This is a genomic window from Pseudomonas brassicacearum, from assembly GCF_003732265.1.
GTDB classification, from domain to species: domain Bacteria; phylum Pseudomonadota; class Gammaproteobacteria; order Pseudomonadales; family Pseudomonadaceae; genus Aquipseudomonas; species Aquipseudomonas brassicacearum_D.
Genome location: NZ_MOBK01000001.1, coordinates 146,180 through 172,489, shown reverse-complemented (window position 1 = coordinate 172,489; position 26,310 = coordinate 146,180). Strand labels below are relative to the sequence as shown.

Below are 26,310 nucleotides of genomic sequence, written 5' to 3'. Positions count from 1 at the left end.
TACTCCGTTCTCAGGCTTAGTGGCTGATGTCCCATTCGTTATCGATCATCGATTGGTCGCAATGGCAGACTCCGCAATACTCCACGGCGACTCCCACTTCCTCGCTGCCCGGAACATAGCTATGGCGTTCAAGTGGCGCGCCAGCCTTCGTTGCGGCCCAACCGGTGAACGTCGAAAGTTCGGTGCTGTCGCTCATGGGGAACCTCCATAACAGCGGCCGCTTGGGAGGCGCGGCGCAGATAAGGAAGTGTAGCGGGGCGCTTGCGCTTGTCTCGGAAGTTGATGAATGGGGCGCACCGCTGTGTGGATTAGCCGGTTGTAGATTCCGCGAGCCTGGCGATCACCTTGATCTCGAACTGGAAGCCATAGAGCCACGTCACGCCGACAGCGGTTAACGTCGGGTGCGGCGCGTTACCCCAGAATTCCGGTACTACTGTCCAGATCTTCTCGAACGTTGATTCGGGATCGACCATGAAGATGGTCACGTCAATCACGTCGTCGAAGGTGCAACCCGCTTCAATCAGAATGGCATTGAGATTGTTGAACGCGCGGCGGACCTGGTCTTCCAATATGGGTTCGGGCGAACCCTCCTCGGTGCTGCCGACTTGCCCGGAAACGAATAAAAAGCCATTGGAACGAATGGCCGGCGAATAGCGATTGCGCTCATACAGCGCCTGGCGTCCTGGTGGAAAAACGACATCACGCGGTGTCATACATTACTCCTCGAAGAGCCCAAACCGGCCCGGATCTAACGTTGGAGAGACTGTAAGTACTTGTGCAAGGCCGATAAACGAGCAACCTTAGGCATCACTGTTTGTAAAACTCAAACAATCCGATCGATAGCCGGGGCAACAATGGACCGTTTTGATGCGATGCAGGCATTTGCTCGAGTCGTGGAGGTGGGCAGCTTCACCAAGGCCGCCGAAACGCTGCACATGAGCAAGACCACCGTGACGCAACTGGTGCAGCAGTTGGAGGCCCGGTTACGCGTTAAATTGCTCAACCGTACGACGCGCAAAGTCAACGTCACGGCCGATGGCGCAGTTTATTACGAGCGGGTGCTGCGGCTGCTGGCCGACATGGACGATGCTGAAACCAGCCTGTCCGACGCATCCGCGCTGCCCAGGGGCCGGCTGCGAGTGGATGTCCCCAGCCCGCTGGCCAGTCTGATCCTGGTGCCGGCATTACCGGCGTTTTACGCGCGATATCCCGACATCCAGATCGACATGGGCGTCAGTGATCGCCTCGTCGATATAATTGATGAAAACGTCGATTGCGTAGTGCGCGGCGGCGAGTTGACGGACCAGTCGCTGATAGCGCGGAGGGTAGGGGACCTGCAACTTGGCGTATTTGCATCACCCGATTATCTGAAGCGCAACAGCACACCCGCGCATCCGCAGGAACTGGAAGACTCGGATCATCGTATCGTCGGTTTCTTGTGGGCACGCACCGGCAAACCCGTGCCTTATGCCATGCATAACCAAAGTGAGCACGTTCAAATCAAAGGCCGTTACGTATTGGCCGTCGACGATGGCAATGCTTATATCGCCGCCGGACTTGCCGGGTTGGGCGTACTTTGGCTGCCCAAATACATGTCCAGAATCCACGAGGAACGCGGTGAACTGGTGCAACTGTTCAAAGACTGGAGGCTCGATCCGATGCCACTCTACGTGGCCTATCCGCCGAACCGGCATATCAGCATCAAGCTGCGAGTGTTCATAGAGTGGGTGGTCGAACTGATGGCACACCATGCGCCTGTAGGCGGCCGACAGGGCTAACTCATCTAAAGCACTATTTAGTCGAGTTATGTTGCTAACGTCTACAAACGTGTCGATATCTACATCAATAACGCTCAGCAGGGGTTTTCACAATGTATTTAAAGACACCCGGTATCGACGATCTGGTCGCAGCGCTCGATCTGGAGCCGCATCTGGAAGGCGGCTACTACCGCAGAACGTATCAGTCGGATGATCAAAGCATGGTCACAACGACTGGTGGACAGCGTTACCGGATGACGTCGATTTATTATCTGTTAACGCAAGATTCCCCCGTTGGCCATTTTCATCTCAACCAGTCCGATATTGTTCATTACTTTCATTTGGGCGATGCCATCGAGTACTCGCTGATTTTTCCGGACGGCACATTGAAGACCGTCATGATGGGCAGCGATGTCATCGCGGGAGAATGTTTGCAGCTGAATGTACCTGGCGGCGTTTGGAAAGCTTCGCGGCTTGTAGAGGGATCAGGTGGATTCGGCTTGATCAGTGAAGCGGTGTCGCCAGGGTTTGATTATGCGGATATGGAATTGGGTGATCGAGAAAAGCTCAGTGAGCGGTTTCCTGAGTATTCGATGTTGATAAAAAGGCTTACACGAGGATAAGGGCTTGAGGTGGATCGAGGGCTGTGAAATCTGCGTGCAACCGGGCAAATCGTGAAATACGGTGTTACGTGTAATGTATATTATGTTAAATGATGTGTCTGAGTAGAACTTCTCCAATGGCCCTCCCTGATCAATCCCGAACCGGATGAACCTTGCCACTGAAAACTTTGAAGCCATAGGTGTTGTAGATGAGCGTCACCGGTATCAATACGGCGAAGCCAACCAGCATGAACATCTGACTGACGCGGCTGGAGGCAGCTGCTTGCAGGGTCAGGTTCGGCGGGATAATCATTGGATACAGCGCTGCGATCATCATCGCAAAGGCCAGGACAAAGATACCCAGCGCCGCAAACAATGGCAGATACTCCTGACGGCTCCGCCAGCCCATGATGAAGCCCACTGAGAGGCTAATAAACAACGCGGCGCCCGGCAGCCAGATCAGCGTGTCGCAAAGCCGTCGCGCGTACCGAACATCCAGCTTCGCCGTCCAGGCAACCAAAACCACCAGCAAAACGATGGTCACCACGGCCAGCCTTTTTGCCAGGCGCTTTGATCGCTGCTGTAGTTCCTCTTCGGTGCGCCAATAGAGCCAGCACGCGCCCAGCCATGTGTAGCCCACCACCAGCACTGCGCCACAAAACAGTGGAAACATATTCAGCCATTCAAGCCCATTCCCGGTGTATTGCACGCCGTTATTCGGCAGGCCCTGAACCAACGTGCCAAGGACTATTCCCTGTGATCCGCCGACGAGCAACGAACCACACATGAGCAAGCCGTCAATACAACGCTTGATGGTTTGATCAGGCGCATAGTCGCGAAATTCCAACGCGACCGCACGAAGAATCAAAGCCAGAAACATCACAATGAATGGTAGATATAGCGCCGGAAGCAAGATGGCGTAGGCCATTGGAAAGAGCGCCAGCAAGCCACCGCCTCCCAGCACCAGCCAGGTCTCGTTGGCGTCCCAGATCGGCAAGATGGTCACTGCCATGGCCCGCCGTTGCTTGCTACAACGGGTAAGCCCTAAAAGAACGCCCACCCCAAGATCGGTGCCGTCGAGCAGGACATAGTTCAACACCGAAAACGCCAAGGCTGCGGCTGATAGCAGTGTTATCCAGTCATTGCCCAACATGGGTTCGCCCTCCCCTCAGGCATCGCCGGTCTCATCCGCCAGCGTGGGTTGCGGCCCGGGTTCATCCTTCTGCGCAGGTTTGCGCAGGATTCGCAAAAGCACCCAAAGTCCGATGCCGAAGATCAATAGATAAAACCCGAGGATCGACCACGTCGATGCAATCACCTGTCGATGCGAAACCGACGACAAACTGTCAGCCGTGCGCAGCAGACCGTAGACCGTGAACGGTTGGCGGCCGACCTCCGTCACCACCCAGCCACTGAGCATGGCCAAGAATCCGGCGGGAGCCAGCAGCACGCAACCTCGCATCATCCAGCGAGCCCTGAACAGCCGATGCCGGCGACGCAGCACCCAACTGATCAAGCCCTGCCCCAGCATCAACAGACCCAGCCCGACCATGAAACGAAAAGCGAAAAACACAATCGGCACGGGCGGGATGTCATGGGGCGCAAATTCATCCAGCGCGGCGATGGAACCCGTCAGGTTGTAACGCAGATATAGCGAGCCTATTCGGGGAATCGCCAATTCCCAATGGTTGCGCCCCTCCTCCATGTCCGGCACGGCAAACAGACGCATAGGTTCGCCCGCCCCTTCAGGTGGACGTGTCCAGGAGCCTTCGATGGCCGCCACCTTCTGCGGCTGTACGACGAGGCTGTGTTCTGCGTGGAAGTGTCCGACGACGATTTGTGTGGGGGCGAGCACGAGGATTGTCCATAGCGCCATGGAGTATTGAAGGCGAGCTCGCGGGTTTTCTGGTTGCTTCAACACCTGCCATGCACTGGCTCCGGCTACCAGAGTGGCTGTGCCGAGCATGGCTGCCAAGGTCATGTGCACCAGTCGATACGGAAAAGATGGATTGAAGATGATCGCCCACCAATCCTGGGCGATGAAACGGCCATCAATGCCAATTGAGAAACCCGCCGGTGTCTGCATCCAGGAATTGGCCGACAGGATCCAGAATGCGCTTATCAATGACCCGGATGCGACTGCGCAGGTAGCGAAGAAATGCACGCGCGGCCCGACCTTCTTCAACCCGAACAGCATGACTCCCAGGAAGCCGGCCTCCAGAAAAAAAGCGGCCAGCACTTCGTAGAACATCAATGGGCCAAGGATGTCTGCGGCCTGGGTTGAAAGACGCGACCAATTGAGTCCGAACTGGTATTCCAGAATCAGCCCCGAGGCCGTGCCCACCGCTACGGTAAGGGCAAATATTTTTAACCAGTAACGATAGACATCCAGGTAGATCTTCCTACCACGCAACAGCCACAGGCCTTCCAGCACCATGAGAAAATTGGCCAGGCCGATGGTGAATGCTGCCAGCACGATATGAAAGCTGATGGTGATTGCGAACTGAGCTCGCGCAGCCAAAAGGCCCGACTCGACAGCGTCCATAAAGGTCACTCGTGTTGAGCAGTGTCACGGTAGAACCTTTCAAACACCAAAATGTTCATGGCGCGCGAATTTTTTCAATCAAGCCCCGAAAAATTCGGGGCTTGATAATCACCCGGCTTCAGGATTGACGCCCTCCGCCACCGCTGTTTTCACCTTCTTTACGGCCCGCTTCAGAGGCTTTGTCCCGGTCATCGGCAAAGTTGCCGCCGCGACCGCTCTGGCCCCCGCCGGTGGACTGATCATCCTTGTTTGATTGCTGCCCGCCCGATGCCTGGCCGCCTTTTTGCCCAGGCTTGTCCATGCTTTCCTTATCGTCAGCGAATTCGCCTCCGCGATTGGTGCCTTGCCCTCCTCCGGACATACGATCGGCATCGCGTGATTGTTGACCTCCTGAAGCTTGCCCACCCTTCTTGCCTGCTTCAGAAGCCTTATCTCGGTCATTAGAAAAATTGCCGGGATTGTTGTTTCCGGTATTGGCCATTTCTATTCACCTCTACTTCGTTAATACGAGCATTTGCTCGTCTAATTCGGAGGGCGCAGAAAATTGAAAGTTTGGACGAAAATCGAATTTGGCGACCAATGGATTTTCGACGTTAGTTCCCTGAAAGATAGAGACTTTCGACTGGCGGAACGGGTGATCAAAGTGGGCTTTAGAAGTCGTTTTTTTCGCTAAAAAATGGCCAATATGAACTAAGCTTTCTAGCTCATAAGCAGCTTTACAAATGACAAATTTCGGAAGTCAGTCATGACCGAACATATCGTGCACTTTCACTGCCAGATCGACCAGGCAACGACTGAGCGTTTCAGAGATTGCTGTCTTGAAGCCATTGATCAAGGCGCCACGTCCTTGCTGCTGAACCTGTCCACTTCTGGCGGCAGCACCAATTTCGGCTTCACGCTCTATACCTTTCTGAAGTCACTGCCTGTTCCGCTATGTGCGATTAATGCCGGGAACATCGAGTCGATGGGCATCATCATGTTTCTGGCAGCAAGCCGGCGAATAACGTCGCCCCACTCTCGATTCCTGATCCACCCGATGAATTGGTATTTCAACCAGAAATCCGTCGATCACCAACGCCTGCGCGAATATCTATCGAGCCTCGACAATGACCTCGCGCGTTACGTCCAGATTTTCACGCTGGAAACCGCTGATGCAGAGACCAAGCTCGATATTTTTCACTGCCTTTCAGCGGAGGAAAAAGTCATCGCTGCCCACGAGTCCCTCGCTTACGGGATTGCGCATGAGATGAAACAAATGATGTTCGCTGATGATGTCAAACACTGGAAGGTCAGTGGCGGATGATCAGCCTGCAAGCCGATTGAACCTAGCTGAAACCCAAGCCTCGGATATTGAAACCACCTTGGGTGAGCCTATGAAAATAGAGGATACGTTACTGCGCCAGCGTAAGGTGCTCGCCAAGTTTGGTGAGCTCGCCTTGGCGTCAGATGACCTTGAACAAATCCTCGACGAGGCCTGTCGACTAGTCGGTGAGGCGCTTGAAACCAACCTCGCCAAATTCATGCTGCTTGAAGAAGACGGCATCACGTTCTTCGTGAGAAATGGTGTGGGCTGGGCACCCGATGTGGTCGGGAAGGTTCGGGTGCAAGCCTGCGAAGGCAGTCCCGAAATCTTCTCACTCAACACCAACGCGCCCGTCATTTCGACGGATATTTCTACGGAGTCACGGTTTCGGTATCACGATTTTCAAAAGAACAATGGGGTAAAAGCCTTCGTCAACGTTCTAGTCCACGGCGCAAAAGGAGAACGTCCTTTCGGAATATTTGAGGTGGACAGCCGAAGTCCTCGTCAGTTTACGCAGAGCGATATCGACTTCCTCCGCGGATATAGCAATCTGCTTGGTGCGGCGTTGAAGCGCTTCAAGACCTTGGACGCTATGCGCTCCACAGAAAAACGCCTGCGTGAAAGCGAAAGGCATTACCGCATTGCAGCTGAGCTCAATCCACTGTGGCCTTGGACTGCCGACAAGGGCGGTAACCTGATTTCTATCGATCCGCGTTGGCACGAATACACCGGTCTGTCGCTCGAGCAGACATTGGAACGTCAGTGGGCCAATGCCGCGTATGAGGCGGATCAGGTGTCAATCGCGGCTCTTTGGGATCAATCTCTGGCCACACTGCAGCCTTTCGATCTGCAAGTCCGATTTCGAAAACACACGGGCGATTACCGTTGGTTTAGAGTCCGTGCGCTGTGCAGCCGCGACAGCGCCGGAAAATCCGAACAATGGTACGGCACCATCGAGGACATAGAAGACCGGGTGCAACTGGAGAGTGCGTTGCGTGACTGGAACGACTTACTTGAAGAACGCATTGGCGAACGTACCCAACAACTGGAAGAAGAACAGCGAGAGCGCGCCGTAACGGAATCCAAGTTGCGGCAAAGCCAAAAAATGGAAGCGGTCGGGCAGCTTACCGGCGGAATCGCCCACGACTTCAACAATCTGTTGGCGGGGATCATCGGTAGCCTGGAACTGATGCAACGACGCATTGATGCGGGTCGCTACGACGATCTGGCCCGATACAATTCAGTTGCCTTGACCTCGGCATCTCGAGCGGCGGCATTAACGCAACGACTACTTGCGTTCTCCAGGCAGCAATCACTCGAGCCTGAACTGCTTGATCCTCGAAAAGTAATCGCAGATCTTGAAGAAATGATTCGGCGTTCAGTGGGGCCGAGCATTATAGTCGAGTGCTCATTCAGAACGACCGACCGTATCAGGTGTGACCTTAACCAACTGGAAAACGCGCTGCTTAATCTTGCAATCAATGCACGGGATGCAATGCCCAATGGAGGCAGGCTCGACCTCAAGGTTGATCGATGCGTTATCGATCAAGCCTCTTCATCCGACAAAATGATGCCGCCTGGCGCATATGTGAGCATTTGCGCCACGGATACCGGTACAGGGATCAGTCCTGACATCTTGTCGCGCATCTTCGACCCGTTCTTCACGACCAAGAAGTTGGGCGAAGGTACCGGGCTGGGTCTGTCAATGATATATGGCTTTACTCAGCAATCCGGTGGTCAGGTCAAAGTCCACAGCAGCCTGGGTATCGGCACCACTGTGACGCTGTATTTTCCGGTAGATAATTCGCAGGCAGATGACCCAAAAGTAGATCTTGGTGACACTCAACAGATGGTGCCGTCGGGGCAGAACGAAACTATTTTGCTGGTGGACGACGAAGCGGCTATCCGGCAAATGGCGTCGGAGCTTTTGTCAGACATTGGCTATCGCGTCATTGAGGCAGTGGATAGTGTTTCTGCCATCAAACAGGCGGAGAAGCTGGAACACCTTGATTTACTGCTGACCGATGTAGGTTTACCAGGATTGATGAACGGGATCAGTCTGGCTGCGGAACTCAAGAAAAAATATCCGCCGCTTAAAGTACTTTTCATTACCGGGTTTGCTGGCGGTTCGCGACTTGTCTCTGTCGACAGGACAACCCGATTACTGACCAAACCCTTCAGTCTTAATGAACTCACTTCACGAGTGCATTCATTGCTGAAGCCCGACCTTTAATCGAACCTCTCCCGACTCGATAGATCTGTATTGATCTGTTTCATGCATTAATGCATGCCAACAATGCACTTATCATATTGATCGCCCTGCTCCACCATTCGCCCCAATAAGAACCGTGCGCTGTGTCCAGGTAGCGCACGTCATAAAAGCGGTGGAGTACAGGTCAATGAAAACATCAAACCCTTCCGGGCTTTCACGCGCCGGTGCGATTTTCCGGGTCACCTCGGGCAACTTCCTCGAACAGTTCGACTTTTTCCTTTTCGGCTTTTACGCCACGCAAATTGCGGCTGTGTTCTTCCCGGCCAGCAGTGAGTTTGCCTCCCTGATGATGACCTTCGCGGTGTTTGGCGCGGGGTTCCTGATGCGCCCGTTGGGCGCGGTGGTACTCGGTGCCTACATCGACGATGTGGGTCGGCGCAAAGGCTTGATCGTGACGCTGTCGATTATGGCCAGCGGCACGATTCTCATTGTGTTGGTGCCCGGCTACGAAACCATCGGCCTATTTGCACCGGCCCTCGTGCTGATCGGTCGCTTGCTGCAAGGCTTCTCGGCCGGTGCGGAAATGGGTGGCGTCTCGGTGTACCTCTCGGAAATCGCCACCCCGGGCAACAAAGGCTTCTTCACCAGTTGGCAGTCGGCCAGCCAGCAAGTGGCAATTATCGTCGCGGCGGCTTTGGGCTACGGGCTGAATCAGTGGATGGCGCCCGCAATGATTGCCGATTGGGGCTGGCGGATTCCGTTTTTCGTCGGTTGCATGATCGTGCCGTTCATTTTTTTCCTGCGCCGTAACCTCGAAGAAACCGAGGAATTCGAAGCGCGCAAACATCGGCCGAGTATGGGCGATGTGTTCCGCACCCTCGCGCAGAACTGGGTCATCGTGTTCGCCGGAATGATGATGGTCGCCCTCACCACCACGGCTTTTTACCTGATCACCGTGTACGCACCAACCTTCGGCAAAACCGTGCTGCACCTGAGTACGTCGGATGCGCTATTGGTGACCTTGTTGGTGGGTGTTTCGAACTTCTTCTGGTTACCCATTGGCGGCGCGTTGTCTGATCGCATCGGTCGGCGTCCAGTGCTAATCGCCATGGCGCTGTTTACCCTAGCCACTGCGTATCCAGCGCTGACTTATCTGGTCAACGCGCCAAGCTTCGTCAACATGCTGTTGGTTTTGCTGTGGTTGTCGTTCATTTACGGTTTGTACAACGGCGCGATGATTGCGGCGCTCACGGAAATCATGCCGGTCGAAGTCCGCGTCGCCGGTTTCTCCCTGGCTTACAGCCTGGCTACGGCGGTGTTTGGCGGCTTCACCCCGGCGATGTCGACTTTCCTGATTCAGTACACCGGTGACAAAGCTGCTCCCGGCTATTGGATGAGTTTCGCCGCGCTCTGTGCCCTGTGCGCCACGCTATATCTCTATCGCCGCTCTAGTGGCCGCCTGCAACCAGCGATGTCTTGAACCAGCACTTTCGAGAAAATGACCATGAAAAAACTATTCAATGTTGCTGCCCTGGCCTTGGTGGCCAGCCTCGGCCTGAGTCCTTTCGCCCAAGCGGAAGAGATCCGCGTGATGACCTCCGGTGGTTTCACCGCAGCCTATAAAGTCCTCGGCCCGAAATTCGCTGCGTCTACCGGCAACACGCTGGACACCGCCCTTGGCCCGTCGATGGGCAAAGCGCCGGAAGCTATTCCCAACCGTCTTTCTCGCGGAGAAAAAGCTGACGTAGTGATCATGGTCGGCTACGCCCTTGATGACCTGATCAAGCAAGGCAAAGTTGATCCCGCTTCACGGGTGGAACTGGCGGATTCGCGGATCGGCCTGGTGGTGCGCGAAGGTGCTCCGAAACCGGATATCAGCTCCGTCGAGGGACTGAAAAAAACGTTGCTGGACGCTAAATCCGTGGCCTATTCCGACAGCGCCAGTGGCGTGTACATCGAAGATCAACTATTCAAGCGCCTGGGCATTGAAGACCAACTCAAACCCAAATCAAAGATGATCCCGAAAATTCCGGTAGGCTCGGTGGTTGCCACCGGCGACTACCAACTGGGCTTCCAGCAGGTCAGCGAATTGCTGCCGGTGCCGGGCGTAAGTTTTGTGGCAAAGATTCCAGAGTCGGTGCAATCGGTGACGCGCTTCGCAGCCGGCATTCCCGTGGGCGCGCAACACCCGGTTGAAGCCAAAGCCTTGCTGGAGTACCTGGCGTCCTCGGCAGCGCAACCGGACGTAAAGGCCACCGGGCTGGATTCGGTCAGTCGCTAACCTGAATTTTCATTTCCACCACCAGCCGTTCCAGTTCCAATGCAGCCGGGGTCAACGTGCGACCCCGGCGCTTGATCAGGCCGACACTGCGCATCACCTGTGGGTCGGTCAGCGGCACCCGCGTCAGAATCGGGTGATCAGCTGCCGGCATCGCCATCAGCGGCACCGCCGCTACCCCCAACCCCGCTTCCACCAAGCCAATCATCGTCGTCACATGCCGGGTTTCACAGATGCTCTGCCGTTGCGGCACGATTCCGGCCAGCGCTTGATCCAGCAAAAAGCGATTGCCCGAGGTCTTGTCCAGCGAGATGTAATCCTGCTGATAGAACTCCTCCCAGGTCACGCTGGTTCGACCCGCCAACGGATGATCGCGCCGACAGGCCACTACATAACCTTCCTGCACCAACGGCTCGAACTCGACTTCAGCCTCCAGCGTACCCATGAAGCTCAGGCCGAAATCCGCCTCGCCATTGACCACGGCGCTGAGTACGTCGTGGGCGCTAGAGTCGAGCACTTTGACTTTGATCCTCGGGAACTGCCGATGGTAATGGGCGATCACGCGCGGCATGAAGTAATACGCCGCCGAGGGCACGCAGGCCACCGTGACATGGCCGAGCCGGGTCGAGGCGACTTCGCTGATTCCCAGTAGCGCCACATCCAGATCGTCCAGCAAGCGCTCGACGCTGGGCATGAACCCGCGCCCGGCCTGAGTCAAGCTGACCTTACGTGTGGTGCGTTCGAACAATCGCACGCCGAGGGCGTCTTCAAGTTTTTCGATGCGCCGGCTCAGGGCAGGCTGGGATATACGCACGGCGTCGGCGGCTTTGCGAAAACTGCCCTGCTCGACCACGGCGCGAAAAGCTTGCAGGTCGTTGAGGTCGAAGTTGATGGCCATGGTGCGCACTCGGGATCAGACAGATTGATCAGCTTATCCTATGAATGCACAAAATTAATGCGCAATGTAACCACATGGAACGAGTCGGTTTATCGAACCCCTTCCGACGTAATGGGTCTGCTCCTGTATAACCCCTCGGAAATAATCCAATGTCCGCTCAACAAACCCTTGTCGTACTCGCTCGGGGCGGATATGCCGCTCGAGGCGTTCTGTATTTGATCATTGGTATCTTCGCTCTGCTGGCGGCTCAAGACTCGACAAGACCGAAGGACAGTCAGAAAAGCCTTGAGGCGTTGTTAAGCCAGCCGTTCGGATATGTCCTGGTCGGGCTAGTGGTGGCTGGTTTGCTAGCTTTCGCCGGGTGGCGATTGCTTCAAGCGATTCGCGACGTCGATCATCACGGTAGGAAACTTAAGGGCTTGGTGATTCGTACAGGTTTGTTGGCGGGAGGTTTGGTTAACGGCGCCCTTGCGTTTTTTGCATTGGGCCTGCTCATCACTGGCATCAGAAGTTCAGGCAACTCCAGTGGTGGGGAGACAAAGGATTTACTGGCGCATCTTTTGTCTTGGGATCACTCAAACGTGTTGGTCTACCTTATGGCGCTCGTCCCACTCGGAGTCGGAATCGCTCACATCATCAAGGGATGGAAGGCGTCGTTCGAGAAGTACTTTGAGGCTGACGAAGACGTAATGCGCTATATACGCCCGGTGTCTCGGTTTGGACTAATAGCTCGAGGAGTGGTGTTTATTGAGATAGCGCTGTTGCTCGCGATCAGCGGCTCCCGTTATAAAGCCATGGATCCTCCTGGCATGAAGGAAGCCCTTGATGCTCTCCAGAACCTGCCAGCCGGAGCCTTGATTTTAATGGTAATGGCTCTGGGGTTGATCGCCTTTTCGGCCTACAGCTTTTCCGAAGCCGCCTGGCGCAAAATAAACATGGATGTGCATGGGGCGCCGAAATCTTAGTCACTACGTGATGCTGGTGAAGAGAGGCTCGCCAGAGGGTGCTGTAAGAGTGATTGGCGAGGGCATTCAGGAGCATTCAAACTGAACGATCCGATTCAGGCAACAATCTGATACTGATGAACTGCTTATTTTCGTGAGCAAACCAGTGTCAGGAGGTTTTATGAGCGCTCAGCAAATTGAGTACTATTTCGAAGTCTACAAAGAGTCTTTCACTAATGCCCCCGTTTGGAGCATTGAAGCAATAACGCCGTTCCCAGCTGTGTCGATAGGTGACCGCTTCAATCATCAAGGCCTTGGTGCTGCATGGGGAGAAACGGCCTCCGAAGAAGAGGAATATCGAGTCGTAGACATCGACCACGTTTTTTCGGATACCGGAGGCAAGATTGCTTACAAAACCAGAGTGAAACTGATGCTGACACACCGCAACCAAGTGTATTGAGATGCGCCCTGCGGGACGAACCCAGGATGGAAATGTAGGGATTGAATCTGCTGAACGAGGCCGCGCTTCCCTGCCGTATCAAAAATTCAATGTGGAAGGAGGCTGAGAGTCTTGGCCTATCTGGACTGGGTGCAATGGCCCGCAATGTTGGTTACGGTGTTAGCCGCGTGGCTGATCGGGTCTCAAAGACCCGCGAGGCGAATGGCAGGATTTGTATGTTTCAGTCTGAGCAACGTGCTCTGGGTGATCTGGGGAGTCTACGCAGACGCGTATGCATTAATCGTTCTGCAGGTTTGCCTCTTCCTTATGAACCTGCGCGGGTTCAAAAAGAACCTTCAAGGACAACAGAACTAGAGAATGGCAACGTCACGATAAGTCGCCTGACGCGCCACGTCGGCTCTTCTGATATCGCGCTGACCCCTTTGGGTTACTGTACTTCGAAAAAAAACCTCGTCAATAATGGCATTTCCATTCTGCCAGTTCACGGCTGCGGCTCGCCGCACCTTGTATCAACTGGATTGATCGACGACCTTAATCTGTGTCAGCCCTACCCGCTCAGCCTGCTCTAGAATCTTCTCTGGCGTCGCATCCGCAGGGGGCATGATCAAGCCATTCTCTGCGTCCCCGAAATGAAGCTCTAGCAAATGCATCGCCGCCTCGTGTAAAGGCAACTGAGCCTGCTTGAGTTCGAACAGGTGGGTGCGGGACTGGCCGTTGAAAAGGTATTCCAGGACGTATCTGCGCATGGTGAAATCCTTGTAATGGGGAACCACAACTGTCAGTCAAACTTGCTGCGAAACCGCTCTACACTACGGGGGAACCCGCCTGATCGACGTATGCCTAACGGGTGAGTCCATAAATCAGAGCAAGTCATATGCATATGTCTGAGGCGTACCAAATCACCGAAGCGTTATCTACCAATGACGTGAATCTTAAACTTCACGAGGGATGGAAGCTCCTCAGTGTTGTAGTGACTACTCACCCCAATGGCCAGCTCCATCCGTGTTACATACTTGGCAAATCAAAACCAACGCAGGATGAACCTTCATCTGTTTGATCCTCAGTGCGCACCAGGCGCATCTTCTTGTGCCTGGCATGCCCGAGCGTTTCACAGGATTACCCTTGACCCCTCCCGCATGAAAATTTCGACGGTTTTGGGGCCAATGCCTTCAAACGCGGCAAGCCGATTCTCAAAGTCCCGGCGGTCAGTACTCGCCTCTACGATATTGCTCACCTTCCCTGCATAATCATTGTTGAGCTTGTGGGCCAACGCCAGCAGACGCGCAGCAGTGGTTTCGTCGTAACGCACGTAGTGCGCCTCTCCGAGCATCGCAACGAGTTCGCGGTGAGTGCAGTTGGCAAGCTTGCGTGGTGTGTCACGCTGGTGCTTAACCACAATCACTCGATAAGCTTCGGCGGCGATCTGGGCCTGAATCCTTTTACCCATCAAAAAACTGGCGACCAGCCATTTGAACAGGCCCTCCTCATTCGCGTTTTCCAGATCGATGTTCAAGTCTTGGGCACTGATGATTTTGTGCATCGAAACTTTCCTCTACTGACTTGAGTCGCGCGTAAGGAACAAGCATCGGTTCAATGGCTGGCAGCGCTTATTTTTTGTGCGGCAGTACCGCTCCCAATACCTGTTTGGCGGTTTGCAAGATCACCCCGGCCTCGTTCGGGTCGCCCCTGAGCAAAGTCGTGGCAAACTTCTTCGCCTGTTCGAGCTTGATATGCGGCGGTAACGGCGGCACGTCGGGGTCGGTCTTGAATTCGATCAGCACAGGAACGTCCGAGGCCAGAGCCTGCTCCCACGCAGCAGCGACATCTTCCTCGCGCTCGACGAAAATCCCTTTGAGCCCAATCGAAATGGCAAACAGGTGATACGGCACGTCCGGGATATTTTGCGAGGCCTCGAATTTCGGATCACCCTCCATCACCCGTTGCTCCCAGGTGACCTGATTCAGATCTTCGTTGTTGAAGACCGCGCAGATCCATTTTGGGCTTTCCCACTGACGCCAATATTTGGCGACGGTAATCAACTCGGCCATGTTGTTCATTTGCATGGCTCCGTCACCTACCAGCGCAATCACCTGGCGCTCGGGAAACGCGAATTTCGCAGCAATCGCATACGGCACGGCAGCACCCATCGAAGCCAATCCGCCAGAAAGCGAACACTTCATACCGCGACGGATTTTCAGGTCGCGGGCGTACCAGTTGGCGCACGAACCCGAGTCACTGGTGATGATCGCCTGGTTCGGCAAACGTGGGGACAGTTCGTAGACCACGCGTTGGGGATTGATCGGACTGGCTTTGGCCATGGCGCGTTTTTCCAGGGTCTTCTCCCAACTGCCGCGCCAGCCTTCAACTTTTTTCCGCCATTTGCGCTCGGTCTTCTGTTCGAGCAACGGCAGCAACGCGGCAAGTGTTTCTGCAGCATCGCCGACCAGATTGACCTCCATTGGATAGCGCAGGCTTAGCATGTCCGGTTGCAAATCGATCTGCACGCCGCGCGCCTGCCCTTCTTTTGGCAAGAACTCGGAGTACGGAAAGCCCGAGCCAATCATGAACAAGGTGTCGCATTCGGTCATCAGCTTGTAGCTGGGCTCGGTACCGAGCAAACCGATACTGCCAGTGACCCACGGCAAATCGTCGGGCAGTGCTGCCTTACCGAGCAAGGCCTTCGCCACACCGGCGCCGAGCTTTTCCGCCACGGCAATCACTTCATCGGTGGCCTGCAAGGCGCCGGCGCCGACCAGAATCGCGACCTTTTCACCCGCATTCAAAACGTCTGCCGCTCGCTGCAGATCCGCCTCGTAAGGCACTACTCTAGGCTTGCTGTAACCAACCCCCGAATGCGCAGTACCATGGGCCCTGCCCGGCGCCTCATATTCAAGATCTTGCACATCATTGGGCAGAATGATTGCGGTTACACGCCGCTCGCCGATGGCGGTGCGCACTGCGCGGTCGATCAAGTGTCGTACTTGCGCCGGTGCCGACGCCTGCTGCACGAAGGCTCCAGCGACATCCTTGAACATCGACACCAGATCGAGTTCCTGCTGGTAGTGGCTGCCCAGCGCGGTACGCGCCTGCTGGCCGACGATGGCCAGCACCGGCATATGATCCATTCGTGCGTCGTACAGTCCGGTGATCAGGTGCGACGCGCCAGGGCCCGAAGTGGCAATACAAACGCCCAACTCACCGGTGAACTTGGCATGTGCCGACGCCATGAAAGCGGCCATTTCTTCGTGCCTGGCCTGAACGAACTCAATCTTTCCCTTGGCCCGGCTCAGTGCTCCGAATACGCCATTGATGCCGTCGCCTGGATAACCAAAAATCCGGGTCACACCCCATTCGCTGAGCCGTGCAATCAGAAAGTCGCCAACTGTCGTCGTCATGTTGTTCCTCGCCTTCAACCGGTGCATCGAGCATTTCCGACAGAACATCCCGTCGGAACGTGTAAGGGTCTGGACACTCGGGTGCAGATCGAAGTTCTGCCGGATGTCAGTCACGATCAGATCGAACCTTCCCGCTGAAGACGCTGAAGCCGTAGGTGTTATAGATGAGCGTTACCGGGATCAGCACCGCAAAACCCACCAGCATGAAGATCTGGTTGTTGGGGCTTGAGGCAGCAGCCTGCAAGGTCAATTTCGGCGGCACAATCATTGGAAAGAGCGCCGCAATCATCAATGCAAACGCCAATATGAAAACGCCCAATGCACAGAACAGCGGCAGAAAATGACGACGGCTTCGAAAGCCCAAGGCGAAGCCAATCAGCAATGCAACAAGCAACGTCATGGCCGGCATCGACACCGAATATCAGCAGGTAAAACATCAGGATCGTCCAGGCTGAGCCGATCACCTGCTGGCGCGACACCGAGGACAGACTGTCCGCTGTGCGCAGCAGGCCATAGACGGTGAAAGGTTGGCGACCTACCTCTGTCACTACCCAGCCAAACAGCATCGCGAGAAATCCAGCCGGAGCCATCAGTACACCCTCGCAGCATCCAACGTGAGGTGTTCAACCGCTGCCGCCTTCGCAACACCAAACTGGTCAGCCCCTGCCCCACCATCAACAGCCCTAGACCCACCATGAAACGAAACGCGAAAAACACAATCGGTACCGGCGGAAGGTTTTCGGGCGGGAATTCGTCCAGCGCGGGGATGGTGCCTGTCAGGTCGTGCCGCAGGTACAGTGAGCCAATCCGTGGAATCGCCACTTCCCAACGATTGCGCCGTTCGTCCATGTCGGGAATGGCAAACAAGCGTAACGGTTCACCCGCGTGTTCAGGTGGACGCGTCCACGAGCCTTCAATAGCAGCAACCTTCATGGGTTGAACCTTCAGGTTGTGCTGACCGTGTAGATCACCCACTACGATTTGCAGAGGTGAGAGCACGACGATCATCCGCATCCAGGAATTGGCCGACAGGATCCAAAACGCACTGATCAATGAGCCAATGGCTACCGCACAGGTGGCGAAGAAATGCAGACGAGGGCCGACCTTCTTCAGGCCAAACAGCATGATGCCGAGGAAGCCCGCCTCCAGAAAAAAAGCGGCGAGCACTTCGTAAAACATTAACGGGCCCAGGATATCGCCCGCTTGTGTGGACAGTCGCGACCAGTTGAGTCCGAACTGGTACTCCAGAATCAGACCCGACGCCGTTCCCACGGCCACGTTGAGGGCAAATACCTTCAGCCAGAAGAGGTAAACATCCAGATAGATCTTTCGTCTGTGCCAGAGCCAAAGACCTTCCAGCACCATCAGAAAGTTGGCCAACCCGATGGTGAGCGCGGCCAACACAATATGAAAGCTGATGGTGATCGCAAACTGGGCGCGCGCAGCGATCAGCGCCGACTCGAAGCCGTCCATGCCCTCAAGTCTCTGACAGGACTACAGAGATTTTGGTGATGTGCTAGGTATCCATCCATTCTCCGCGCGCGTTGCGGCGCACTTGCGCAGTGATGAATCGTTGACCTCTGAAGTCGCAACGAGTTTTGAAAACATCTGCCAATCAACTTACTCGTTTGTTCAGCCTGCTTCTATGGCATTCCACTGAACACACGGCAAGCAGCCATCAAGAGTTTCCAATGAGAAGCGTGCCACCCCTACCAGGTGCTTCACCCAAAGCCATTTCGACGTTTCAAAAAAAATGAACCGCTTCAGGACGCCCTCGCCTAATGATTAGCTTGTGGAAAATCGCACAGGCAAATGTGCCAATACCGGCATACTCCGAGAGGTGCGCAAAATGGCTAAAGACGAGAAGAAAAGCAAAGGTGATGCTTCGAAAGCCAGCAAGGAATTGAAAGACAAAAAGTCATCATCGACAAAGAAATCAGCTGCGGCCTCGGCTCTTTCGAAATCTTCCCAAAAGAAAGACAAGAAAAAAGATGCCGAACCAAAGAAATCTGCAAAAAAAGCTGATAGCAAGCCAGCAACGGCCAAAAAATCCGAGAAGTCAGATAAGCCGGCGAAAAAGAAAAAGTAACCTCTGCGATTAGATTTGCTAGGGCTTTAAGCCCTAGCTTCCTCAGACAGTGTTGTCTTCGACAACTATCAATAGCCGTAAAATCAAGGCGTGGTTACCCAACTTCTGGAAGGTTCCTACCTTGCTCCTATCCCATTGCAGGTCCCATGGGGAACCCACTTTCGTTTGAGGCCCGCTAATGGTCAAGTCAGAAGCTGTACATGCGCCCATACAAGCCCTGCTACTCGATCGCAACGGCTGGGTGCCGAACAACGCTCGCCTGCCTGTGCTCATCTATATCAAAGCTATTGCAATTCAAGGTAGCGATCCAGCTGCGTTATTCGAGAAAACCTTCAGTGCCAATGGATGGCCGCCCCAATGGCGTTATGGGGTTTATGACTTTCACCACTACCATACCGAAGGCCATGAGGTGCTGGGTGTTGCCAGCGGCTTCGCTCGTTTGATGCTTGGCGGCCCTGAGAGTCGGGTGCTGGAAGTTAGCGCTGGCGACGTGTTGCTCTTACCTGCCGGCACCGGCCACTGCAATATAAGCTCCAGTGACGACTTTATGGTTGTCGGTGCTTACCCACCAGGGCAGAACGGCAACATTTGTCGCGAAGCGCCGAATCCGGAGCAGCTGGTGAGCATTGCAAATCTGCCGTTTCCAGACCAGGACCCGGTATGGGCGTAAATGGCGCGCTGCAGCGGTATTGGAGCGATCACATCTGATTGCATCCATCCGCGATATCGGAGGTCGCGATTTTCAAATGCGCGGAGCCACCCAACGGTTTACGGAACGGAAATGCAAACCAGGGTGTCATTTGAATTAGGCACCTTGGTGTCTTACACCCTGTTGAGAAATAGAGAGGTTGTCATGAACAATATTATCTACATCGTTGGGGCCGTTGTGATTGTCCTGGTGATTCTGTCGTTTGTCGGAATTGTTTAGCCAGCAGCTGAGCGCACAGTCCGTCCGCTACGGCCGCTTCCATTCTCGACCGCACCACACTTGCTGCGGGCAGGCTGAGCCCCCTGCCCTCTTGGCTAACGACCTATGTCTTCAGCTATCTCGACCGAATCAAGGCCGGCGTCGCGAACTTTGCCTACGGAGCATCGAAGGACTCTATAGATCTCAGAAACCACCTGCATCGTTGCCTCTTCGATCGTTCCTTCATTACGGCACAAAACCCAGCCGTGATCTGCAATCGCTTGCTCGAACGCCTGGGTACAAGCGACATGTTCTTCCAGCTTATGCATCACCGTACTGCTCAGCCCACGCCGTCGTGCCGTTGCCCTTGCCCATGAAATTTCAGGGTGGGTGACAACCCCGACATGCAGGTCTGGTACTTGCACTTTTCGATCAATGTTCAACTGCAGAATCTCTGCAAACGGGACGATTCGGCGAAACGCGGCATCAGACGGGTACCAGCGGTCGATCAAGATGATGCTGTCTGGTGGCTGTTCAGCCAGCACGTGTTGGGAAATCCAGCTACGGCTATCTGCCAGGCGCTCACAAACCTCCAACTCTAAATCCCGGGTGGGATTTCTGACGAGTTTGTTAACGAGGGTCATTGTTTCACCCCGATAGGGATCGCTTTTTTGCTCGGAAAGTCGGATCACCTTTTTGTTGTCGGCCCTCAGTGCTTTCGTAACGGCTTCCAACAGTGTGGTTTTGCCGGTTCCCTTGGGCCCATCCAGAGAAACAAACAGCGGACGATTCATTCTTCAACTATCAATTGGTGTACGGTTTTTTTGTCCGGTTCGTGCGCTGGAACCGCTTGGCGCAATTACGGGAATCGAGTGGGGGGGGCCTGATGAACAGGCAATGACGGACACTCTAACTTACTTTCTGGCTATAGCTGCTTATGAGCACCGGTCATCGCCCATAAGTTCAATGAAGTGCCTGGGTGGAACTTCTCTCGCATGGGGTTATAGTCGCTTACAGAAAATGATCTGAGTGACGTCAACATGAAAACGCTCACGGCCCTTTTCACCTGCCTGCTCGCCAGCATCAGCGCGGCGGCAATCTCCTGCGCCAATGCCGCATCACCTCCGCGAACCTACAAGACCAGTTTCGACTGCACCAGCACCAGAGTCCCCGTGGAAAAGCTTATCTGCCGCGATCCGCAACTCGCGCAGATGGACCTTGAGCTGACGCGTCTCTATCGCCTGGCGCTCACGGACGAACGGTCCGTACCGCCGCCCGACAAAGTCATCATCGACCAGCAGTTCTGGATCGACGCCCGCAACCAGTGCGGCTCCGGGCCTGAGGCCAAGGCCTGCACGATCCGCAGTTATGCCCAGCGTGCCTACCAACTGCGCCAAGGCTCGGCCATTGTGCGAACCAAGGACCCAGATAGGCTGACCGAAGGCCCTCAGGCGTTTCGATGTGCCGGGTTTAACGCACCGATTGCCGCGACTTTTTTTACTACGCAACCGGGTGTCGTGTACCTGAAGTGGGCGAACACCTCGGTCACCCTCAGCCAGGTGCAAAGCTATTCAGGCACCCAATACACCGGCAAGGATGTCTTGGGGAGCTACAGCTTCCGGCAAAACGAAAACGGGGTGTTTTTCCAGAAACCGGGCTCTGGAGAGATGAACTGTACGGCCGAACCGGTCGGCTGAAGGCTCTGGCGGTATCCGGTCTGCATTTGTCGCTCCAACCGCTCTGGGACCACGATCCTGCTCGCTCGAACATGCGACCGTACATCGCATGCGTTTAAGCGACCCCTCAAATGTGTCGACAATACTGTTGATGCGACCCGCATAAATCATTATATTCCGCCTCTATCACGAAATAGTGTCGACAATCACTGTCTTCAGCTAGCTCAGAACAGCTTTTGTAGGAGCCGATGCTCCAGTGGTTACCGGTGGTCACCCTCGACTACTGGGCATCAGCTCCTACTTTTATTTTTCGGACACAACCCGGGCGGCTTTTCGCCCAACACGCGGTATGACAGGAGAAACCCAGTGCTTGAGACCTACGTACAACAATTACAAGCACGTGCCGAGCAAGGGCTTCCACCCTTGGCGCTGAATGCCGAACAAACGGCCGGCCTGGTTGAGCTGCTGAAGAATCCTCCGGCTGGCGAAGAAGCTTTCCTCGTTGACCTGATCACCCATCGCGTTCCACCTGGCGTGGACGAAGCAGCCTATGTAAAGGCCGGCTTCCTGTCCGCCCTCGCCAAAGGCGAAGCCAAATCCCCTCTGATCGACAAGAAGCGCGCTGTTGAACTGCTCGGCACCATGCAGGGCGGCTACAACATCGTGACGTTGGTCAACCTGCTGGACGACGCCGAACTGGCACCAGTGGCGGCCGAAGAACTCAAGCACACCCTGCTGATGTTCGATGCCTTCCACGACGTGGCTGAACGCGCCAGGAACGGTAACGTTCACGCACAAGGCGTGCTGCAATCCTGGGCTGACGGCGAGTGGTTCAAGAACCGCCCGGTACTGGCCGACAAGATCAGCCTGCGCGTGTTCAAGGTCACCGGCGAAACCAACACCGACGACCTGTCCCCTGCTCCGGACGCCTGGTCCCGCCCGGACATCCCGTTGCACGCCCTGGCGATGCTGAAAATGGCCCGCGACGGCATCGTGCCGGACGAGCAAGGCGTCACTGGTCCGATGAAGCAGATCGAGGAAATGCGCGGTCAAGGCTTCCCGATCGCTTACGTCGGTGACGTAGTGGGTACCGGTTCCTCGCGTAAATCGGCGACCAACTCGGTGCTGTGGTTCTTCGGCGACGACGTGCCTTTCGTGCCGAACAAGCGCGCTGGCGGTTTCTGCTTCGGCAACAAGATCGCCCCGATCTTCTACAACACCATGGAAGACGCCGGCGCCCTGCCGATCGAATTCGACGTATCCAACATGCACATGGGCGATGTGATCGACCTGTACCCGCACGCAGGCAAAGTCTGCAAGCACGGCACTGACGACGTCATCACCACCTTCGAAATGAAGACGCCGGTGTTGTTGGATGAAGTCCGTGCTGGCGGTCGTATCCCGCTGATCATTGGCCGTGGCCTGACCGAGAAGGCGCGTGCCGAGCTGGGGTTGTCGCCTTCGGATCTGTTCAAGAAGCCTGAAGCGCCGGCTGAAAGCACCAGGGGTTTCACCCTGGCGCAAAAAATGGTCGGCAAGGCGTGCGGCGTAGCCGGTGTGCGTCCGGGTACTTACTGCGAACCGAAGATGACCACCGTCGGCTCCCAGGACACCACCGGTCCAATGACCCGTGACGAACTGAAAGACCTGGCATGCCTGGGCTTCTCGACCGATCTGGTGATGCAGTCCTTCTGCCACACCGCGGCTTACCCCAAGCCGGTCGATGTCACGACTCACCACACCCTGCCGGACTTCATGCGCAACCGTGGCGGCGTTTCGCTCAAACCGGGTGACGGCATCATCCACAGCTGGCTGAACCGCATGCTGCTGCCGGACACCGTCGGTACCGGTGGTGACTCGCACACCCGTTTCCCGATCGGTATTTCGTTCCCGGCCGGCTCCGGCCTGATCGCGTTCGCCGCCGCCACCGGCGTCATGCCGCTGGACATGCCGGAATCGGTTCTGGTGCGTTTCAAAGGCAAGATGCAACCGGGCATCACCCTGCGTGACCTGGTCCATTCGATCCCTTACTACGCGATCAAGGCCGGTCTGCTGACCGTGGAAAAGAAAGGCAAGATCAACGCTTTCTCCGGCCGCATCCTCGAAATCGAAGGCCTGGACAACCTGACCGTCGAACAGGCGTTCGAACTGTCTGACGCTTCCGCTGAACGTTCGGCAGCCGGCTGCACCATCAAGCTCCCGGAAAAGGCGATTGCCGAGTACCTGACCTCCAACATCACCCTGCTGCGCTGGATGATCGGCGAAGGCTACGGCGATGCGCGTACCCTGGAACGCCGTGCTCAAGCGATGGAAGCCTGGCTGGCCAACCCTGAGTTGCTGGTGGCTGACAAAGACGCCGAGTACGCCGAAATCATCGAGATCGATCTGGCCGAGATCACTCAACCGATTCTGTGCGCACCGAACGACCCGGACGACGCCCGTCTGCTGTCGACTGCTGAAGGTCAGAAGATCGACGAAGTGTTCATCGGTTCGTGCATGACCAACATCGGTCACTTCCGCGCCGCCGGCAAATTGCTGGAGCAGGTCGACGGTCAGTTGCCAACCCGCCTGTGGCTGTCGCCGCCGACCAAGATGGACGCGCATCAGCTGACTGAGGAAGGTTACTACGGCATCTATAACAAGGCCGGCGCACGCATGGAAATGCCGGGCTGCTCGCTGTGCATGGGTAACCAGGCGCGCGTAGAACCGAACTCGACTGTGGTGTCGACGTCGACGCGTAACTTCCCGAACCGTCTGGGTGACGGCGCGAACGTCTACCTGGCTTCGGCCGAGCTGGCGTCTGTTGCCTCCATCCTGGGTCGCCTGCCGACCGTCGAGGAATACATGGAGTACGCGGGCAAGATCGACAGCATGGCGGCCGATGTCTACCGCTACCTGTCCTTTGACCAGATCGCCGAGTTCCGTGAAGCTGCTGCGAACGCCAACATCCCGGTCGTTCAAGCCTAACGTTACAACGCAATAGAAAACGCCGCCCATCGTGAGATGAGCGGCTTTTTTTTATGCCTGCTGAATAGGCATGCACACCACAAACCCTGTGGGAGCGAGCCTGCTCGCGATGGCGGTCGATCAGTTGGCATTGATGTCGACTGACACACCGCCATCGCGAGCAGGCTCGCTCCCACAGGGTTTTGTGGTGTGCTGGAGATATTTGCGCTGCCACTCGTCAGCGCCTCCGCACCATCCCCAACCAGCATCTTCCAACGTTTTATACCCCACCGCAGGAAGACCCGGATGATGAACAGAACAATCACCACCCTCGCCATCGCCAGCCTGTTGTCGACGATCGCCATGGCCGCCGAAAAGACAGAAACCCCACCAACGGCCATCCCCGGCGTCAACCAGGCTCAAGGCGCCGAATCCAACGAGCAGAAGGCCGACAAAAAAGGCGAGGAAGCCTCGGGCTCAAACTCTGGCGCCGAATCGCACGAAACGGAAAAAGACGCCGCTACGTCGAGCGACTCGAAGGGCGAAGAAAAAACCGAGTGAACGCAGTCAACAGAGGTAAACGATATGCACAACGATGACGATGTGAATAAAGCATCCAACGCCCCTCCCTCTGATGTTTCGGGCAAGCCCGTCAACGTGGTCGAAAGGGACCTGCACGACACATCAAGTGAAACCGAGGGCGTCGATGAAACCATTACCCCCTCTTCCACCCGCGCCAAGGAACAGGACGCTGAAACGCTCAGGGATAAAATCGCGGAAATAGAACGCAAGGTGGCGGATGGTAATTAGCGACCCCGGGAAGCGGGAGGTCGATGGCTGACCTCCCTCCCCTTGTTCAGCGTCGGTCATCAGACAGCGGGGTCGGCTCGTCCGCCTCCGGCATGTCCCTGTCCGGGTCTTCCCAGTCGTCCGGGCGCTGGTCGTCTGGCCGTGTCAGCGGATCGTATCGACCCGGATCCTCAGGGTTGGCCATCGGGTTGTCGGTGCCTGGCTCAGGTCTTGATGGGACCGCGTCTTGCATCGGGTTCTGATCTTGTTGCTGGAACGTCGAATCGCTGGACATACCCACCTCACCGCTCAAAGGGTCCGGATTCTCCGGTCCGTACAGATTTGAATTGGACTGGGTTGCTGCGTGCGTTCGAACAGACGAGCGGCTAACCCTCAGCGCCGGTGGCCGGACCGGGTGCATCCTTGGCGGCGGCGCAGCACAGCAAAATGTCAGCCACGCGCAGGATCGGCAGCGGGTCTGTCTTCCGACGCTCCTTGAGCCATTGGCGACTGCGTCCGACATCCAGTTGCAGATTCAACAACATCATCAGGCTCAGCAACTCCTGGGAAACCCGTCCGTGGCCGCATTCAGGGCAATGAAATTCCTGCCCCACGCCTGCGCAGAGTGTTCGTGCAAAAGGATTTTCACAGATCAAACAGGACATAGTCGGTCTCCACCCAATGAAAAGTAGAGAGCCGCGAGCGCTGGAAGGTGTTCATCGTGGCCGACGAACGGTCCTGCCCACTCAGCAGAGCAATGCCGAGAGCGTTAGCGCGTTGCCCACTGCTGCACCACTGGCGGTGTTGTCGAAAATGCACCACGTCGCCTCGCTGTCGGTGGTGTCTGTCTGAAGATTGATTGCCAGGCTCTGCAACATGGGCAATTCGTAGGGACTGAAGTAAGTTCGGGGCGATCCGTGCAGTCGCCAATACTTCAATCCCGGCCAGCCCCCCGGCAAAGCGTCATGGCTGATGCGTGATGGATCTACCGCTGCCCGGGCAATTCGGTGACGGATCAAAAGCGGCTCGGCACCGAGCCAGGTTTCGTGCCGGGGTTCCAGTACCACGTGGCCGGCATACTGACATCTGAGTGCACTGAAAAAGCTGTCAGCCACTGAATGATCAAACGCCAATGAGGGCGGCAACTGCACCAGCAAGCAGCCCAATCGATCACCTAATCCTGAACACTGCGAGATAAACTCACCGAGCTCCCCGCCGCACTCTTGCAAGCGCAGTTCATGGGTAATGAGCTTGGGCACCTTCACACAAAATCGAAAACCATCCGGCACCGAATCGGCCCAGCGAGCGTAGGTTTCCCGGCGATGCGGACGATAAAACGAACTGTTGATCTCGACGCTGTTCAGGTGCGAGGCGTAGCGCTGCAGGTGCGTGCCTTCAACCGGGAAGGTCGACACAAACTCGCGCGCCAGACTCCATCCCGCACACCCGATGAAAATCGGCAGGCCCATTCAATCAATCTCCACGCGGGGAAAACCACCCAAAGGATTG

The 26,310-nt window shown here is 55.8% G+C and carries 27 protein-coding genes and 4 pseudogenes; 15 read left to right on the top strand and 16 right to left on the bottom strand.

What is annotated here, in order from left to right; translation table 11 throughout:
• Window positions 1–22: 22 nt before the first annotated feature.
• Window positions 23–196: pseudogene (locus BK660_RS00765) on the bottom strand (alcohol dehydrogenase); the annotation flags it as partial.
• Window positions 197–308: 112 nt separating this feature from the next.
• Window positions 309–713: a RidA family protein gene (locus BK660_RS00760; protein WP_123431634.1), complete on the bottom strand. Its 405-nt coding sequence runs from the start codon at window positions 711–713 to the stop codon at window positions 309–311.
• Window positions 714–854: 141 nt separating this feature from the next.
• Between BK660_RS00760 and BK660_RS00755 the strand changes: the two genes are divergently transcribed.
• Window positions 855–1,778: a LysR family transcriptional regulator gene (locus BK660_RS00755; RefSeq protein WP_123431633.1), complete on the top strand. Its 924-nt coding sequence runs from the start codon at window positions 855–857 to the stop codon at window positions 1,776–1,778.
• Between the two features lie 92 nt (window positions 1,779–1,870).
• Complete coding sequence (locus BK660_RS00750) at window positions 1,871–2,380, top strand: cupin domain-containing protein (RefSeq protein WP_123431632.1); 510 nt, start codon at window positions 1,871–1,873, stop codon at window positions 2,378–2,380.
• Between the two features lie 130 nt (window positions 2,381–2,510).
• On the opposite strand, the gene cydB is transcribed toward BK660_RS00750, so the two are convergent.
• The 3 genes from cydB to BK660_RS00735 form a co-directional block, all read right to left on the bottom strand.
• Window positions 2,511–3,512, bottom strand: a complete 1,002-nt coding sequence (gene cydB / locus BK660_RS00745; RefSeq protein WP_123431631.1) for a cytochrome d ubiquinol oxidase subunit II — start codon at window positions 3,510–3,512, stop codon at window positions 2,511–2,513.
• A 15-nt stretch (window positions 3,513–3,527) separates the two neighbouring features.
• Entirely contained in the window at window positions 3,528–4,904 is a 1,377-nt protein-coding gene (locus BK660_RS00740) for a cytochrome ubiquinol oxidase subunit I (protein WP_123431630.1), read from the bottom strand.
• 118 nt (window positions 4,905–5,022) lie between these two features.
• Complete coding sequence (locus BK660_RS00735; RefSeq protein WP_123431629.1) at window positions 5,023–5,385, bottom strand: KGG domain-containing protein; 363 nt, start codon at window positions 5,383–5,385, stop codon at window positions 5,023–5,025.
• 264 nt (window positions 5,386–5,649) lie between these two features.
• Between BK660_RS00735 and BK660_RS00730 the strand changes: the two genes are divergently transcribed.
• The 4 genes from BK660_RS00730 to BK660_RS00715 all read left to right on the top strand — a co-directional run bounded on the left by BK660_RS00730 (window position 5,650) and on the right by BK660_RS00715 (window position 10,700).
• Complete coding sequence (locus BK660_RS00730; RefSeq protein WP_123431628.1) at window positions 5,650–6,207, top strand: ATP-dependent Clp protease proteolytic subunit; 558 nt, start codon at window positions 5,650–5,652, stop codon at window positions 6,205–6,207.
• Complete coding sequence (locus BK660_RS00725; RefSeq protein WP_259698457.1) at window positions 6,197–8,440, top strand: ATP-binding protein; 2,244 nt, start codon at window positions 6,197–6,199, stop codon at window positions 8,438–8,440. The genes BK660_RS00730 and BK660_RS00725 overlap by 11 nt, the downstream gene beginning before the upstream one ends.
• Window positions 8,441–8,606: 166 nt before the next feature.
• Window positions 8,607–9,899 carry an MFS transporter gene (tcuC, locus tag BK660_RS00720; RefSeq protein WP_123431627.1) on the top strand — a complete coding sequence of 431 codons (1,293 nt, stop codon included), beginning with the start codon at window positions 8,607–8,609 and terminating at the stop codon, window positions 9,897–9,899.
• Window positions 9,900–9,923: 24 nt separating this feature from the next.
• Window positions 9,924–10,700, top strand: a complete 777-nt coding sequence (locus BK660_RS00715; protein WP_123431626.1) for a substrate-binding domain-containing protein — start codon at window positions 9,924–9,926, stop codon at window positions 10,698–10,700.
• Here the strand turns inward: BK660_RS00715 and BK660_RS00710 are convergent.
• Window positions 10,690–11,595, bottom strand: a complete 906-nt coding sequence (locus tag BK660_RS00710; RefSeq protein WP_123431625.1) for a LysR family transcriptional regulator — start codon at window positions 11,593–11,595, stop codon at window positions 10,690–10,692. The genes BK660_RS00715 and BK660_RS00710 overlap by 11 nt on opposite strands.
• 149 nt (window positions 11,596–11,744) lie before the next feature.
• On the opposite strand from BK660_RS00710, the gene BK660_RS00705 reads away from it, so the two are divergent.
• The 3 genes from BK660_RS00705 (at window position 11,745) to BK660_RS32850 (ending at window position 13,353) form a co-directional block, all read left to right on the top strand.
• Entirely contained in the window at window positions 11,745–12,560 is an 816-nt protein-coding gene (locus tag BK660_RS00705; protein ID WP_123431624.1) for a DUF1206 domain-containing protein, read from the top strand.
• A 160-nt stretch (window positions 12,561–12,720) separates the two neighbouring features.
• Window positions 12,721–12,999, top strand: coding sequence for a hypothetical protein (locus BK660_RS00700; RefSeq protein ID WP_123431623.1), 279 nt, complete (start codon window positions 12,721–12,723; stop codon window positions 12,997–12,999).
• A gap of 144 nt (window positions 13,000–13,143) precedes the next feature.
• Window positions 13,144–13,353, top strand: coding sequence for a hypothetical protein (locus BK660_RS32850; protein WP_123432511.1), 210 nt, complete (start codon window positions 13,144–13,146; stop codon window positions 13,351–13,353).
• A 155-nt stretch (window positions 13,354–13,508) separates the two neighbouring features.
• On the opposite strand, the gene BK660_RS00690 is transcribed toward BK660_RS32850, so the two are convergent.
• From BK660_RS00690 to BK660_RS00670, 6 genes and pseudogenes are all read right to left on the bottom strand, one after another.
• The gene (locus BK660_RS00690) at window positions 13,509–13,745 is read right to left on the bottom strand and encodes a hypothetical protein (RefSeq protein WP_123431622.1); all 237 of its coding nucleotides are present in this window, start codon (window positions 13,743–13,745) and stop codon (window positions 13,509–13,511) included.
• Between the two features lie 362 nt (window positions 13,746–14,107).
• Window positions 14,108–14,539 carry a DNA methylase gene (locus tag BK660_RS00685; RefSeq protein WP_123431621.1) on the bottom strand — a complete coding sequence of 144 codons (432 nt, stop codon included), beginning with the start codon at window positions 14,537–14,539 and terminating at the stop codon, window positions 14,108–14,110.
• Window positions 14,540–14,606: 67 nt separating this feature from the next.
• The gene (locus BK660_RS00680; protein WP_123431620.1) at window positions 14,607–16,394 is read right to left on the bottom strand and encodes a thiamine pyrophosphate-requiring protein; all 1,788 of its coding nucleotides are present in this window, start codon (window positions 16,392–16,394) and stop codon (window positions 14,607–14,609) included.
• 106 nt (window positions 16,395–16,500) lie between these two features.
• The gene (locus BK660_RS00675; protein ID WP_123432510.1) at window positions 16,501–16,803 is read right to left on the bottom strand and encodes a cytochrome d ubiquinol oxidase subunit II; all 303 of its coding nucleotides are present in this window, start codon (window positions 16,801–16,803) and stop codon (window positions 16,501–16,503) included.
• Window positions 16,804–16,861: 58 nt separating this feature from the next.
• Window positions 16,862–16,960, bottom strand: a pseudogene (locus tag BK660_RS32845) (cytochrome ubiquinol oxidase subunit I); the annotation flags it as partial.
• A 94-nt stretch (window positions 16,961–17,054) separates the two neighbouring features.
• Window positions 17,055–17,867: pseudogene (locus BK660_RS00670) on the bottom strand (cytochrome ubiquinol oxidase subunit I); the annotation flags it as partial.
• Between the two features lie 376 nt (window positions 17,868–18,243).
• On the opposite strand from BK660_RS00670, the gene BK660_RS00665 reads away from it, so the two are divergent.
• Window positions 18,244–18,483, top strand: a complete 240-nt coding sequence (locus tag BK660_RS00665) for a hypothetical protein (RefSeq protein ID WP_123431619.1) — start codon at window positions 18,244–18,246, stop codon at window positions 18,481–18,483.
• 178 nt (window positions 18,484–18,661) lie between these two features.
• Window positions 18,662–19,191, top strand: a pseudogene (locus BK660_RS00660) (cupin).
• Between the two features lie 315 nt (window positions 19,192–19,506).
• Here BK660_RS00660 and BK660_RS00655 read toward each other — a convergent pair.
• A complete protein-coding gene (locus tag BK660_RS00655; protein ID WP_123431618.1) occupies window positions 19,507–20,184 on the bottom strand; it encodes a dTMP kinase in 678 nt (225 codons plus the stop codon).
• Between the two features lie 246 nt (window positions 20,185–20,430).
• Between BK660_RS00655 and BK660_RS00650 the strand changes: the two genes are divergently transcribed.
• The 4 genes from BK660_RS00650 to BK660_RS00630 all read left to right on the top strand — a co-directional run bounded on the left by BK660_RS00650 (window position 20,431) and on the right by BK660_RS00630 (window position 24,822).
• Window positions 20,431–21,087: an MliC family protein gene (locus tag BK660_RS00650; RefSeq protein ID WP_123431617.1), complete on the top strand. Its 657-nt coding sequence runs from the start codon at window positions 20,431–20,433 to the stop codon at window positions 21,085–21,087.
• Between the two features lie 345 nt (window positions 21,088–21,432).
• The gene (gene acnB / locus BK660_RS00645) at window positions 21,433–24,033 is read left to right on the top strand and encodes a bifunctional aconitate hydratase 2/2-methylisocitrate dehydratase (RefSeq protein WP_123431616.1); all 2,601 of its coding nucleotides are present in this window, start codon (window positions 21,433–21,435) and stop codon (window positions 24,031–24,033) included.
• 288 nt (window positions 24,034–24,321) lie between these two features.
• Window positions 24,322–24,573 carry a hypothetical protein gene (locus BK660_RS00635; protein WP_123431614.1) on the top strand — a complete coding sequence of 84 codons (252 nt, stop codon included), beginning with the start codon at window positions 24,322–24,324 and terminating at the stop codon, window positions 24,571–24,573.
• Window positions 24,574–24,597: 24 nt separating this feature from the next.
• Complete coding sequence (locus BK660_RS00630) at window positions 24,598–24,822, top strand: hypothetical protein (protein ID WP_123431613.1); 225 nt, start codon at window positions 24,598–24,600, stop codon at window positions 24,820–24,822.
• Between the two features lie 46 nt (window positions 24,823–24,868).
• Here BK660_RS00630 and BK660_RS00625 read toward each other — a convergent pair whose 3' ends face one another.
• From BK660_RS00625 to BK660_RS00620, 3 genes are all read right to left on the bottom strand, one after another.
• Complete coding sequence (locus BK660_RS00625; RefSeq protein ID WP_123431612.1) at window positions 24,869–25,096, bottom strand: hypothetical protein; 228 nt, start codon at window positions 25,094–25,096, stop codon at window positions 24,869–24,871.
• A gap of 91 nt (window positions 25,097–25,187) precedes the next feature.
• Window positions 25,188–25,466: a hypothetical protein gene (locus BK660_RS32390; protein ID WP_148057413.1), complete on the bottom strand. Its 279-nt coding sequence runs from the start codon at window positions 25,464–25,466 to the stop codon at window positions 25,188–25,190.
• An 81-nt stretch (window positions 25,467–25,547) separates the two neighbouring features.
• Entirely contained in the window at window positions 25,548–26,270 is a 723-nt protein-coding gene (locus tag BK660_RS00620) for a DUF72 domain-containing protein (protein WP_123431611.1), read from the bottom strand.
• Window positions 26,271–26,310 lie beyond the last annotated feature (40 nt).